Annotated in this window: 16 protein-coding genes; 9 read left to right on the forward strand and 7 right to left on the reverse strand. The window is 40.3% G+C overall.

Features of this window, described 5'->3' with window-relative positions:
• Positions 1-67: 67 nt before the first annotated feature.
• Both ABE099_RS16250 and ABE099_RS16255 read left to right on the forward strand, forming a co-directional pair.
• A complete protein-coding gene (locus ABE099_RS16250; RefSeq protein ID WP_430032135.1) occupies positions 68-976 on the forward strand; it encodes an ABC transporter ATP-binding protein in 909 nt (302 codons plus the stop codon).
• Complete coding sequence (locus ABE099_RS16255) at positions 960-1,736, forward strand: ABC transporter permease (RefSeq protein WP_430032136.1); 777 nt, start codon at positions 960-962, stop codon at positions 1,734-1,736. Before ABE099_RS16250 ends, ABE099_RS16255 begins: the two co-directional genes overlap by 17 nt.
• A 33-nt stretch (positions 1,737-1,769) precedes the next feature.
• Here the strand turns inward: ABE099_RS16255 and ABE099_RS16260 are convergent, their stop codons facing one another.
• Positions 1,770-2,159, reverse strand: coding sequence for a bactofilin family protein (locus ABE099_RS16260; protein WP_430032137.1), 390 nt, complete (start codon positions 2,157-2,159; stop codon positions 1,770-1,772).
• A 42-nt stretch (positions 2,160-2,201) separates the two neighbouring features.
• On the reverse strand, positions 2,202-3,245 hold the full coding sequence (locus ABE099_RS16265; protein WP_430032138.1) for a M23 family metallopeptidase: 1,044 nt from the start codon (positions 3,243-3,245) through the stop codon (positions 2,202-2,204).
• Positions 3,246-3,385: 140 nt separating this feature from the next.
• On the opposite strand from ABE099_RS16265, the gene cls reads away from it, so the two are divergent.
• Positions 3,386-4,816 (forward strand): cardiolipin synthase, encoded by a 1,431-nt coding sequence (gene cls / locus ABE099_RS16270; RefSeq protein ID WP_430032139.1) that lies wholly within the window; start codon positions 3,386-3,388, stop codon positions 4,814-4,816.
• Positions 4,817-4,823: 7 nt separating this feature from the next.
• Here the strand turns inward: cls and ABE099_RS16275 are convergent, their stop codons facing one another.
• A complete protein-coding gene (locus tag ABE099_RS16275; RefSeq protein WP_430032140.1) occupies positions 4,824-5,720 on the reverse strand; it encodes a DNA polymerase domain-containing protein in 897 nt (298 codons plus the stop codon).
• Positions 5,721-5,815: 95 nt separating this feature from the next.
• Between ABE099_RS16275 and ABE099_RS16280 the strand changes: the two genes are divergently transcribed.
• On the forward strand, positions 5,816-6,763 hold the full coding sequence (locus ABE099_RS16280; RefSeq protein WP_430032141.1) for a DNA ligase: 948 nt from the start codon (positions 5,816-5,818) through the stop codon (positions 6,761-6,763).
• 6 nt (positions 6,764-6,769) lie between these two features.
• Here the strand turns inward: ABE099_RS16280 and ABE099_RS16285 are convergent, their stop codons facing one another.
• A complete protein-coding gene (locus ABE099_RS16285; protein ID WP_430032142.1) occupies positions 6,770-7,684 on the reverse strand; it encodes a Ku protein in 915 nt (304 codons plus the stop codon).
• Between the two features lie 76 nt (positions 7,685-7,760).
• Here ABE099_RS16285 and ABE099_RS16290 point away from each other — a divergent pair, with 76 nt between their 5' ends.
• Genes ABE099_RS16290 through tsaD form a run of 5 tightly spaced genes read left to right on the forward strand, consistent with a single transcriptional unit; the run spans position 7,761 to position 10,741 of the window.
• Complete coding sequence (locus ABE099_RS16290) at positions 7,761-7,883, forward strand: hypothetical protein (protein WP_430032143.1); 123 nt, start codon at positions 7,761-7,763, stop codon at positions 7,881-7,883.
• Complete coding sequence (gene tsaE, locus ABE099_RS16295) at positions 7,855-8,334, forward strand: tRNA (adenosine(37)-N6)-threonylcarbamoyltransferase complex ATPase subunit type 1 TsaE (protein ID WP_430032218.1); 480 nt, start codon at positions 7,855-7,857, stop codon at positions 8,332-8,334. The genes ABE099_RS16290 and tsaE overlap by 29 nt, the downstream gene beginning before the upstream one ends.
• Complete coding sequence (gene tsaB / locus ABE099_RS16300; protein WP_430032144.1) at positions 8,335-9,159, forward strand: tRNA (adenosine(37)-N6)-threonylcarbamoyltransferase complex dimerization subunit type 1 TsaB; 825 nt, start codon at positions 8,335-8,337, stop codon at positions 9,157-9,159. It abuts the gene before it with no gap.
• Positions 9,160-9,171: 12 nt separating this feature from the next.
• On the forward strand, positions 9,172-9,666 hold the full coding sequence (gene rimI, locus ABE099_RS16305) for a ribosomal protein S18-alanine N-acetyltransferase (protein WP_430032145.1): 495 nt from the start codon (positions 9,172-9,174) through the stop codon (positions 9,664-9,666).
• A 46-nt stretch (positions 9,667-9,712) separates the two neighbouring features.
• The gene (gene tsaD / locus ABE099_RS16310) at positions 9,713-10,741 is read left to right on the forward strand and encodes a tRNA (adenosine(37)-N6)-threonylcarbamoyltransferase complex transferase subunit TsaD (RefSeq protein ID WP_430032146.1); all 1,029 of its coding nucleotides are present in this window, start codon (positions 9,713-9,715) and stop codon (positions 10,739-10,741) included.
• 188 nt (positions 10,742-10,929) lie between these two features.
• Here tsaD and ABE099_RS16315 read toward each other — a convergent pair whose 3' ends face one another.
• The 3 genes from ABE099_RS16315 to ABE099_RS16325 all read right to left on the reverse strand — a co-directional run bounded on the left by ABE099_RS16315 (position 10,930) and on the right by ABE099_RS16325 (position 13,189).
• A complete protein-coding gene (locus tag ABE099_RS16315; protein ID WP_430032147.1) occupies positions 10,930-11,379 on the reverse strand; it encodes a bactofilin family protein in 450 nt (149 codons plus the stop codon).
• On the reverse strand, positions 11,380-12,420 hold the full coding sequence (locus ABE099_RS16320) for a M23 family metallopeptidase (RefSeq protein ID WP_430032148.1): 1,041 nt from the start codon (positions 12,418-12,420) through the stop codon (positions 11,380-11,382).
• A gap of 382 nt (positions 12,421-12,802) precedes the next feature.
• Positions 12,803-13,189 (reverse strand): rhodanese-like domain-containing protein, encoded by a 387-nt coding sequence (locus ABE099_RS16325; RefSeq protein WP_430032149.1) that lies wholly within the window; start codon positions 13,187-13,189, stop codon positions 12,803-12,805.
• Positions 13,190-13,274: the final 85 nt, after the last annotated feature.

The raw sequence follows: 13,274 nt of genomic DNA on the forward strand, positions 1-13,274 counted from the left end.
TTTTACTCAAGTGAAGTGTAAAGAGTTACTTAACTAGACATGTTCAAAAAAGGGAGTGTATGCACTAATGACAGGGGAACCCGTCGTTCAACTTAAGGGCGTCACGAAGCAAATTGGCAAAAAAAAGATTATTGATAATTTGACCTTAGACATTCCAGCAGGACAAGTCTTTGGTTTCCTTGGACCTAATGGCTCGGGGAAAACAACAACGATTCGGATGATGGTTGGGCTGATGTCATTAACCCAAGGCGATATTTTGATTCAAGATCAAAGTATAAAATCGCATTATGAGCAAGCGATCGCTCATGTAGGGGCAATTGTGGAAAATCCAGAAATGTATAAATTTTTGACCGGATATCAAAATTTATTTCATTATGCACGGATGTCTTCTGGCGTTACTGAGGAACGCATTGAAGAGGCTATCGCACTAGTAGGCTTGGGGGCAAGAATTCACGATAAGGTTAAGACGTATTCTCTGGGGATGAGACAACGGCTTGGTGTTGCACAAGCCATTTTACACCGTCCACGCCTCTTAATTTTGGACGAGCCCACCAATGGCTTAGATCCACAAGGGATTCGCGAGCTACGAGACTATTTACGACTGCTTGCGCGAGAAGAAGGGATTACAGTATTCGTATCTAGCCATTTGTTGTCTGAGATGGAATTGATGTGTGATTCCGTAGCGGTTATTCAGAGTGGGCGTTTAGTCGATGTGAGAACGTTAAAGGATAGTGATTCACTACTCACTGCACATCAGGTTGCTTTTGAAGTTAATGATGCGAAGCGGGCGGTAGAGATTGTTGGTGAAGGTCACGATGAGGGCAATACCTTCATTGTTTCTGCGGATCGAGAGCAAATCGCGACGATCAATGCGAAGCTTGTAATGGCAGGTATTTTGGTATATAGCATTTATACGAAGGTTACCTCACTTGAGGATCAATTCCTTGAGTTGACTGGAGGTGGGCATATTGAATAGCTTTGTAAGATTAGTTCAAAACGAAAATATGAAAATGTATCGTCGTCCACGTACATGGATTATGATTGGCTTAACGATTGCTTTAGTTTTTATTTTTGGTATCGTAAGTAAGCTTGAGCCCTCAACCTCAGATATGACTGCTGTGGTAATGATGAATAACCTGCTTTCAATGGTTTTTCTAGTTAATATTTTTTCGATTGTCATTATCGCAGAAATTGTAGCAAGTGAATTTACATGGGGAACGATCAAGCTGTTATTAATCCGTCCATCCTCACGCTATAAAATATTAGCATCCAAGCTAGTTGCAGCGTTACTATTTACAATTGGCTTTACGTTAGTTTTTCTGCTTGCAGCAGGAGTGATCTCCTTTACCTTGTTTAAGACAACAGGTGGGGCGCAGGCAGATCTTATGTTTGCTAATATGACAAAGGAATTTGGTTATGGGTTGATTACATTATTTGTAATTTTAACTTTTGCTTTTATGTTGTCCACAGTGTTCCGCTCTAGTGGGATTGCGATTGGTTTGGCGATGTTTCTGTATATGACGTCGAACATATGGATGTTGTTATTTAACCCTGAAAAGTATGCATGGGCAAAATATTTAATTTTTGTGAATCTAAATTTAACGCAATATTTAGGTGGTGGTTCAAGGTTTGAAGGGATGTCACTGTCCTTCTCGTTAGCTGTTTTGGCTGTTCATGCCCTTTTATTTTTGGGGATCTCCTTTTGGGTATTTAAGAAAAGAGATGTGGCGGCTTAAAATTTATTTAAAAAAAGAAGCAGGGTGATTAGCTTACCCTGCTTCGGGTTGTTGTGCTAATTTTCTGTTTTTTTCCTTCACGGGTGCGGAGGAGGGACGTCCCATTTTACTAGTGCCATTTAGCATGCCACCTTCTACAATGACAAGTTGGGTTACATGGACATTGCCATCAATTTGTCCATTTTTTAATATCGTTAATCGATCTTGAGCCTGAATATCACCCGTGACCTTGCCTGCAACGATAACCTCATTTGCCATAATATTCGATTTAATATCTCCTTGCTCCCCGATAATGACTGTAGCTCCGCAATGAATTTCACCATTAAAATGACCATCAATTCTCAGGTCTGTTTCACAATTAATTTTTCCTTCACTTTTACTCCCTACCCCTAAAATGGTTGGAATAGCTTTATTTTTCCTCATATTATATCCTCCTTCATTGTTTAGATTACTTAGGCGTTCACATCACTCTTCGAGAGAGACGTAGTTTAAGGGATCTACAAGCTGATTATTTTTCATAATTTCAAAATGTAAGTGAGCACCTGTGCTCCGTCCTGTATTGCCAAGTTTGCCGATGTTCTGGCCTTTCGTCACCTGCTCTCCTTTAGCTACGCTCGATTTTTGCAGATGTAAATACCAGCTTTGTATTCCATTGGGATGCTGAATCACTATATAATTGCCACGCGAAGAGCTAGCCTCGCTTGTAATGACTGTACCCGCTGCCGCTGCATACACAGGGTCCCCTATTTTTCCACCGATATCGATACCAGCATGAAAGGCGGCTCTACCTGAGAAAGGGTCAGTACGATAACCAAAATTGGAGGTCAGCCGTGTCGATAACGTAGGCCAACCGGATGGTGTACCAGATAAGCTATATTGCGTCTGTCTAGCACGCTTCAAAGTGATTGGTAGGTTTTTTTCCATTTCAATTAACATCTCGTTGATGACCTCATAGTCTTGGTGTGTCTCGATAGCAAGCTGATCTATTTCATTGTCATGCACTGCGATAAACTCACCTCCCAATCCATTTAAATCATCACTATCCTTACTAGAGGAAGTGACAGCTGAACCAGCAGTGAAACTAGAAGTAGAACCAGAAGTAGTGCCAGAAGTTGACGCCGAAGCAGGAACCTTGCTACCTGTGTGGTATTTATTAATAAAGCGTTGTAGCTCATCCTCAAGAGCAGAGACACGTTCTAATTTTCCTACCATATTTTTGGCTTCGGCTGACAGTTGAATCACTTCATTTTGGAGCCGTGTGATGGCTTGTTCTTTATTTGTGACGACGACATCAAATTGGTATTGCTGGGCGTAGACCTGCTGTTGTAGTTGTGCGATTTGTTGATTAGATTGCAGCTTCATATGAACAATTAAGCCTGAGATGGAAAGTAGGGCGATCATTGGAACGACGATGACAAGTGGCTTGGACAATTGAATTTGCCTAACAGGCTGATGAGCTTCTCTTACAACCAGTATGGTCATTTGTCGACTAAGATTAGTATTTTTCATCGCATCCCCTTCCTTTCTATAAAATATCACTTTACCATTATCTATTCGTATAACTTTCGAAACATGTCTATTATTATTTTGATAAAGATGAATAAATAGGAACGTAGCTGGTTAATGCTGATTGAGGAAGAGGTGAGTATATGCAGTGGCTCTTATTACTATTAATTGCTTTTATATTTCAAATTGCTACCATTTTAATTGTAGAGTTTCGTAATCCGGGAAAGGCAATGGCTTGGATGTTCATCCTATTCCTCATCCCCATCATCGGTTTTGTTTTATACTATTTTATTGCTCAAGAATATAAGAAAAGAAGAACGATCCGTCTGAGAGGAACGGGTATTTTTCAAATGCTGAAATCAACGGTATTTCGTCAGTCGAAAATCATCCACCATATTTCTGAGATGAGATATCCCGCATTTAGCGATCAGACACGTTTATTTGGACTATTAACTAAAATTTCTGAAAATCCAATTACAGGCCATAACGAAGTGAAGGTCATGAGTGAATCTGAAAAAATATTTGCCGCGATGCTAAATGCGATGGAACAGGCAACACACCATATTCATATGGAATTTTATATTTTCCGTCATGATGGAATTGGAACTAGATTTCAGGAAGTGCTGATTCGTAAAGCGATGCAGGGCGTAGAGGTACGAGTTATTTATGATGGGCTTGGCAGTTATAAGCTGAAGTCCTCCTTTATTGCAGAAATGCGTCGTGCTGGGATTGAGGTCAGAGCTTTTTTACCACCATGGATTGCTACACTTGATCGAAGAGTGAATTATCGGAATCATCGAAAAATATTAATTGTGGACGGTAAGATTGGATTTATGGGTGGGATTAATGTTGGGGATGAATATTTAGGATTATCTCCAAAGCTTGGTTTTTGGCGAGATACACACCTTGAATTAAGGGGAGATGCCGTCTATTTTTTGCAAAATACATTTTTAGATGATTGGTCACTTGTTTCGGAGCAAGTGGTAGTAAGTGAGGATTTGTATCCTCCGCATAGCTGTAATGTGAGTAAACAGGTGCAAATTTTAACAAGTGGGCCTGATCAGCATTGGGATACGGTGCAGGAGCTATATTTTGGTGCCATTTCTGCGGCAAAGGAACGAATCTGGATAACTTCGCCTTACTTTATTCCAGATGAAGCGTTAAGAACAGCCCTGAAAACTGCGGCGGTGAGTGGGGTAGAGGTGAAGGTGCTTATCCCTAATCAAGGGGATAGTCGTATTGTGCAGCTCGCTTCATTATCTTATGTAGAGGAGCTTATGCTTGCAGGGGTCGAGTTTTATCAATATACAAAAGGCTTTGTCCACGCCAAAATTATTATTATTGATGATCTGCTTGGATCGGTGGGTACAGCCAATATGGATATGCGTAGCTTTTTTTATAATTTTGAAATGATTGCCTTGTTGTTTGACGAAAATTCAGTTTCTGAGCTAATTACAGATTTCAAAGAAGATTTAGAACATAGTAAAAGAATAGATTTACGTGAATTCCAGCTTCGCCCTAAGTTACAAAAAGGAGCCGAGCTATTGGCCCGCCTCGTTTCCCCTTTATTGTAACAAAATATCAGCCTTGGATCTTACCTAGCTGGGCAATAATAGGTTTTAAATCTTGAGGTGCTACTGTGGCAATTAAATCGCCTTTTTGCTGTAACCGTTCCTCTATATTAAGTAGATGATAGTCTGAAGGACGTGGATTTTGTGCGACCTCCTCCCACGTTAATGGCGTAGATACACAAGCCGCCTCGTTTGCTCTAGGCGTATAGGCTGAAGCCAGCGTTTTCCCTTTATAATGCTGTAAATAATCAAAATAGATTAGATCGCCACGATGCTTTTTTAACCTCTCGATTGTAAATAGCTGTGGATACTTTTGAACGGTGTATTGTGCGATAAAATGACCAAGTGATCTCAATTCATCAAAGGTGATGCCATATTGAATTGGGACAATGATTTGGACGCCAGTTGCCCCTGATGTTTTTGGAATGGACTGTATGCCTAACGAGTTTAGTACCTGCCCAACATTCCATGCTGCTTCCATAATGCGTGGCTCCTCTGGCAAAGAAGGATCAAGGTCAATAATCCATTCGCAAGGTAGCTGCTCCCCTACAAAATGGAGGGACGGATGAAATTCAATGCATGCTAAATTTCCTAACCATAACAGCGTAGCTAGCTGATCAAGCACCACATAATGTATGCTTTCCTCCCAAGCGGTAGTGACAAAGGAGGGGAGAGGTTCTGGTGCATTTTTTTGATAAAAAAATTTGCTATGTACGCCGTGCGGGTAACGGATCGTTGTTAGTAAACGGTTGTTACAGCGAGCCAATAAATAAGGGAAAAGTACCGTAAGCTTTTCTAAATATATCGATTTGGTGATACCCATTTCTTGCCATAATAGCTTATTTGGATTTGTAATTTTGATGTCATGCTGACCTACTTTGATGATCAAATCGGATGAAACTGCCATGTTTTATCCCTCCCTTCTTTGACCTAGGATAGCATTCCCAAAGTATGGGGAAACTATGAGCTAACGATTTCACTGAGAGGGAAGGAGAAATAACTATGCAGTTGCCTGTCATTGTCCCATTTGAACCGATTGCTGCTAAGGATATCCCCAGCGGGGATGGATGGTTGTCTCAAATTAAATGGGATGGCGTTAGAATATTGACCTATTACGATGGGACAGAGGTAAAGCTCATTAATCGCAAAGGAAACGAACGCACACAGCAATATCCTGAATTTAGCGATATCCATTCATTTTGTAAGGCAAAATCGGTTATTTTAGATGGGGAAATGATTGTGTTGGAGCAAGGTAAGCCTTCCTTTCATGGCATTATGAAGCGCGATAGCTTAAGGAAGGACATGCAAATTGCTTCAGCTATCCGTAGTATTCATCCCGTATATATGGTGTTTGATCTAGTTTATTTAAATGGCGAATGGGTTAATGATTTACCCCTTAGCACGAGACAGGAGAAGTTAAAAGACATTCTTATGCCGTCGGAGCGTGTGCAGCTTGTTCCAAGTGTATCCTCAGAGCAAAGCTTACCCTTATTAAATATAATGAAGGAAAAAGAGTGGGAAGGCATTGTTTGCAAGGAAATAAATAGTACATATGCTTGTGGGGGGAAAGATGGTAGGTGGCGTAAAATTAAGCTTGGTTTTGATTTGTACGCAGCAATTGGCGGCTTGAGTATGAAGGATGGCCGATATAATGCGGTATTATTAGGACTATTTAATGAGCAGGGACAATTTATTTATGTTGGACATGTTGGTCCTGGGGTGTTAAACCAGAGTGCATGGTCAGCTTTAGTGCAACAGCTTCAAAACCATAAGGTAAGCAAGATGCCTTTTATCAATAAGCCTGACCGCACAAAGGAGGCTCTATGGGTGGAGCCTCTTGTGAGTGTAAAGGTAAATTATATGCAGTGGACGCCACATTATACGTTAAGACATCCGGTGTTGCAGGGAATCGCACATAAGCCAGCCTATGAATGTGTAACCTCTCAATAACGTAACTCAAGCATTTTTCTTTCCTTTTGGCGTGGCAGTTGTTTTACTTTTGGTTGTTTTTGTGCCTTTACTATCTTTAGCTGTCGTTGTTGCTTTTGCTTTACCTCGGGTTGAAGCTTTTGTTGCCTCACCTGTATCCGTAATAATTGGCGCTGGTTTTGCCGCCTCGATGCTTGCTTGGAGTGCTGCCATTAAATCGATTACGTTATTTTCCTGCTTCGCTGGTGCAAGTGTAACCTCTTCGCCTGCGACCTTTTGTGAAATTAAAGTCTGTAGGTTTTCTCGGTAATCATCCTTATATTTTATTGGCTCAAATGGTGTTGAGAGCTGTTCGATTAACAGCTTTGCCATCGTTAGCTCTTTATCATTTACCACGGCGGCTTCTGGTAGGTTAGGCACTTGTGCGATGGGTCGGATTTCATCAGGGAAAAACATCGTTTCGATAGCCAGACACCCATCCATCACACGTATGGCCGCCAAGCTGCTTTTAGAACGAATCGCAACCTTTGCGATCCCAATTTTTCCAGACTGCAACATCGCTTCCATTAACAATTTGTAGGCATTAGAGCCAGTTTGGTCGGGAGATAAGTAATATGTTTTTTGAAAGTAAATTGGATCGATTTCATGTAGGTCAACAAAATCTAAAATAATGATGTTTCTCTCTGCTTGTGCGGAAAGCTGCTCCAGCTCTTGTTTTTCAAATAGCACATATTTTCCTTTTTCGTATTCGTAGCCCTTCGTAATATCCTCCCAAGCGACATCTTCTTCACATACAGGGCAACGCCGAACATAAGAAAGAGAACTGCCACATTTTTTATGAATATATTTCATGGAAATGTCTTTATCTTCTGTTGCAGAAAACATTTTAACGGGGACGTGAACTAAGCCAAAGCTTATTGCGCCTTTCCATACTGTATGCATGTAAAAGTGCTCCTTTCACTGTGATTGTCACTTTAGTTTACCCGAGGGATACGGCTTTAATCCTTGCTTGCTGTATATGGCTATTACACTTGCGGGTGTTGACTATGGTCGATATAATGGGAAAATACAGGTTGATAAAGTACAGCATAAAGGTGGTTTCACGATTGGATATAAAAGCTTCGGCACAGTTTGTATATGAAGCAAAAGATTATAATGCAACCGCCTCATTAGCGGCTTATTTAGCAAAGCAGTCCTTGCCAGGTACTGTTATTGGGTTAGATGGCGATTTAGGCGCAGGAAAAACGGCATTTTCCAAGGCGTTTGCTAAGGGGCTTGAAGTGCAGGAGTTAGTGAATAGTCCAACATTTACAATTATTAAGGAATATGAAGGAAGACTTCCTTTTTATCATATGGATGTTTATCGATTGTCCTTAGATGAGGCTGATGAATTAGGGTTGGATGAATATTTTTATGGGACAGGCGTTACACTCGTGGAGTGGGCTAGCGTTATTGAAGAGCTACTTCCTTCGGAGCTATTGCGGATTGAGATTGAGACAGTTTCGGAGTTCGAACGGCGCTTTTTTATTTATGGAACAGGCTCGATCTATGAAAAATGGGTTGCAACTATGCAGGAAAATGGGGTTTTATAGGTGGATAATAATAAACTGTTTACAAAAGTATTAGCGATAGATACGTCTACAGCTACACTCGCCGTTGCAGTCCAAAATGAGGCGGGACAAATCTTTGAAAGTAATACTCAAGCAGAGCGTAATCATTCCATTCATATGATGAAAGGAATTGAAGATACGTTAAATCAAGCAGGTTTGACTATTAAAGATGTGGAATTAATTGCAGTAGGTGTAGGACCTGGTTCTTATACTGGCATCCGTATCGCTGTTACAACAGCAAAAACATTGGCTTGGAGTCTTAATATTCCAATCGTTGGGGTATCTAGTCTTGCGGCAACAGCATTAGGTGGTTTGGCTTCAGCTCTATCTGTTCAACAAGCTGAGTCTGAAGAGAATTCCGAATTAATGCATAACAAACCTTCTCATTGGGTAATTCCATTAGTAGATGCTCGGCGTGGGCAAGTATATACTGGATTGTATCAGCTAGAGCAAGGTGATTTCTCAGAACAAATTCCACTCGAATTAGAAACTGATCGAATTACGCTAATGACACTGTGGTGTGAAAATCTAGCTAATAAATGGGAGGCTTTAAAGGAAGAGAGTAAGCCTTCAGGGATATGGTTTGTTGGTGAAACTACAGAAATGCATACAAAAACAATAATGGATACACTTGGGGATAAGCTGGGTGACACATTACATATTTCTGCCTATGAGTTAGGTGCAAAATGGATTGGACAATGTGGTGAACATGCATTTGAACAAGGTCAACATGATGAAGCACATACGTTAGTACCCAATTATACGCAACTTGCTGAAGCTGAAGCGGCTTTACTTGCTAGGAAGTAAAGGAGAGAGCATATGGCAGCACTAAACATGTTTAATTCTAATCAAGTTACATTTCGTGAGATGACCTTGGATGATATTGATGCCATTATGATCATTGAACATGAGGCTTTTACATTACCTTGGAGTGCGGAAGCATTCCGCAATGAAATTATACAAAATCATTTTGCACATTATTTAATAATGGAGCTGAATGAAGAAGTGATCGGGTATGCTGGCATGTGGACGGTCATGGATGAAGCTCATATTACAAATATTGCAGTGCGAACTTCATATCGAGGTGCTCATTTAGGAGAAACATTACTACGGAGACTAATGATGTGGGCACGTGAATTGGGAATGGAAAGAATGACACTGGAGGTACGCGTGTCTAATCATATTGCCCAAGCGCTTTATCGTAAATTAGGTTTTTATTCGCAAGGGGTAAGGCCTAAATATTATTCAGATAATAATGAAGATGCCATGATAATGTGGTGCGAGCTAGATCAAATTTCAGATATTGTTCATTAGGTGTTTAGCTTTTGAGCATGGGATAAAGGGAAGGAAGCGACATAATTTGTCAAATCAAGAGGATTGCTACATTTTGGCGATTGAAACTAGCTGTGATGAGACTTCTGCGGCAGTAGTTAAAAATGGAACCGATGTATTATCTAATTTAATTGTAAGTCAGATCGAAACTCATAAAGCTTTTGGAGGAGTCGTACCCGAGGTCGCCTCTCGTAAGCATGTGGAAAGCATTACACTGATGATCGAACAGGCACTTGAAGAAGCAAACGTAACGCATGAGCAGTTATCCGCTATTGCAGTAACGGAGGGGCCTGGGTTAGTTGGTGCGCTATTAGTTGGGATTATGGCCGCGAAAAGTGTAGCCTTTGCATGGAATAAGCCACTTATAGGGACTCATCATATTGCAGGGCATATTTATGCCAATCAACTCGTAGAGGAAATCGTGTATCCTGCTGTTGCCCTCGTTGTATCAGGTGGACATACTGAACTTGTTCTTATGGAGCAAGAAGGGAAGTTTAGCTGGTTAGGTAGAACACGTGACGATGCTGTAGGAGAAGCTTATGATAAGGTTGCACGAGCATTAAGTTTTCCATACCCAGGTGGGCCTTATGTAGATGCATTGGCAAAAGAATCGACGGAGGCAGAAAAATTGCCACGTGCATGGCTGGAGCCAGATAGCTATGATTTTAGCTTTAGTGGTTTAAAATCGGCTGTACTAAACCTTGTGAATCAGCATAAAATGCGGGGGGAGACTGGTTACGAAGCTGCAATTGCGCGTGGATTTCAGGAGTCGGTTGTTGATGTTTTAGTTGAAAAAGCGATTAGAGCGGTCAAAGAGACAGGTGCTAAGCAATTGCTATTGTGTGGTGGTGTAGCTGCTAATCGTGGACTAAGAGATGATCTTACAAAACGAACAAAAGCAGAAGGGATTGCACTTGTGATTCCGCCATTAAAATATTGTACAGATAATGCCGCAATGATTGGTGCGGCTGCATATTTGAAATGGAAAAGAGGACAATTTTCTTCCCTTGATCTTAAAGGAGAGCCTTCATTTTCGTTAGAGGCTTGGTCGGTGTAAATAACGAGTAGGAGGGCTCTCAATAAAAATTAGTGGTTCTAAACCATGGAGATGGATGGCTTGAGACAGAGGGTTCTTCCAATCGTTGTTAAAACCAGATTTCATAGTTATTGATGATTTGATTGTGAAAATCTGGTTTTAAGAGACGAACATTCCACTTCTCCAGAATCCCTCTGTCTCTTAGCTAGTTAATTATTTTCTTTAGCTGTAGACTTAGAAGAAGAAGCTTCGCTTGTTGTTTTAGCGTTAGTATTAACATTGCTATTGCCATTGGACTCAGCGACGTTTTCCATCTTGCTTGATCCTTCAAAAATACTACCCTCTTCAATACATAAAGTATGAGTTACAATATCCCCATATAGCTTCCCCTTGGCGTTAATTGACAATTTGTTTGTCGCATGAACGTTCCCATGTACAGTACCTGCAATAATAATATTACGTGCGCTAATATTGGAATGCACAAGTCCCTTTTCACCAATAGTCACATCGCCTTGGCACTCAATGTCCCCTTTAATTTGTCCTTCTACCCTTAGACCAGCATCAGATTTAATATTTCCTTCAAAGCTGCTACCTTCCCCAATAATTGTATCTGTCGTGTTAGGGTCTACCTTTGTTGCTTTTACTTTACTTTTAAACATTTAGTTTGAAACTTCCTCTCTATTAGGGCTTATGTAATCAGCAGGGTCAACGAGCATCCCATCCTTTACAATTTCAAAATGGAGATGAGGGCCTGTGCTCCGGCCTGTGTTTCCAAGCTCTCCAATTACTTCACCTTGCTTTACAGTTGCGCCCGTTGTTGTTGAAACAGCATTTAAATGCATGTAATGGCTTTGCAAGCCAGAGGGATGAGAGATAACAATATAGTTTCCTCTAGAAGTACTTACCCCAGCATCAGTCACCTTGCCATCTGCCGCGGCATAGATTGGGTCGCCCACTTCGCCACCAACATCCAAACCTCCATGATATTTAACTCTACCTGTAAACGGATCTTTACGACTCCCGAAATGGGAGGTGATTCGCGTCGATACGGTTGGCCAATAGGTAGGTGTTGTCGCTAGCAACGTCTGATATTGCTTCACAGAATGTTTAGTTTTCTCTAAGCTAGATTGTAAGGCTGGTGCGGTTTGCAATGTATTAGCGATACTTTGCTTTGTTTGCTCAATGAGTGCAGCAATGTTTTGCGGTGTCATTTCAATATCTTCACCACCCACCCCATCTAAAGCTGAAGATGAAGGAGAGGTTAAATCTTTTTGTTTAGTAGAAAAACTAGTAATTGCTGCATCCTTACCTTCATTTTTATTCGTCATTTGTTTTAATTCTGCTTCTAGGGTTTGGAGCTCAGCCATTTTAGATTCTACATTTTTGGATTGCTCTGATAGCTCTAGTAGCTGAGAAAGTAACTCATCCATCGCTTGATCTTTATTTACCATCGTTGTTTTAAGTTCATCTGAAGACGAATCTAGCTTTGCTTGTAAAGTAGTTATTTTCTGAGAATGAGCTTGATTCATATAAAACAGAACCAACATCGTCAAAATCATGATGACTGTCGCCACACTACCAGCAATAACATAAAAAGAAGTAAGCTTAAAACGCATAACAGGTTGGCTGCCCTCGGGAACGATCATAATAGAATATCGTTTGTTTTTAGGACGGCTCAATTTAAATTTAAAATTTATCATTACAAAACCTCATTACCTAATATTTTCCTTCGCCAAATGATACATTTCGACACACTACACCAAAATCCTGTTTTGTTCAGCAAAAAAAGTAACGAATTTGACATTTTTGTGAAAGAAGTTTGTAGTAAATCGATTTTGCGCAACATCTAAATGAAAAAAGTAGAACAAAAGAGAAGGGTAAAATAAAAGGTAAGAAGTACAAAAATAGTAAACAAAAAAGAGTGAAGTAAAGGAGGAGCGAAGTGGGGAAAGGATAAAAAATGATGAGAATAAGTATGGCTTAATTTTTGGAATCAATACTTTATTTTTAGATTTCTAGCCTGTAGCGTTTAATCCCTTACCTAAGTACTGATCCCAAAGAAAAACCATGCCTGCTTAAAAATTAAGATTTTAGACGTTCAAGACTTGTATGCTCATTTAGATCCGTAATAACATGCTCTAGCCCTGACTTCGTCTCATACATCCACCCAAGCATGCCACCATCTAAATTATGAACATGCTGAAAGCCTAATTGCTGCAAATAGTTAGCAACTTCAAAGCTTCTTTGACCACTGCGGCACACAAAGACATATTCTCGCTCTTTATCAAGCTGATCTGCATATTGCGGAAAATTGGCCATCGGAATTAAAGGAATGCCGGGAATATGAGCTTGCTCATATTCATGGGGCTCACGAACATCGATAATAAGATGTGATTTAGTAGTATCCTGTAATAATCTATACAATTCTTCACTATCGATATGGGAAATACCTTGGTAATCATAACTCATATTTAGATCTCCTTTAAATGGATGCTGATTATTTATTTTTATTCATTTTAACTCATTATTCATTTTATATTGTAGTCATTACATA

This window comes from Paenibacillus turicensis (assembly GCF_050461185.1).
Lineage (GTDB): Bacteria > Bacillota > Bacilli > Paenibacillales > Paenibacillaceae > Fontibacillus > Fontibacillus turicensis_A.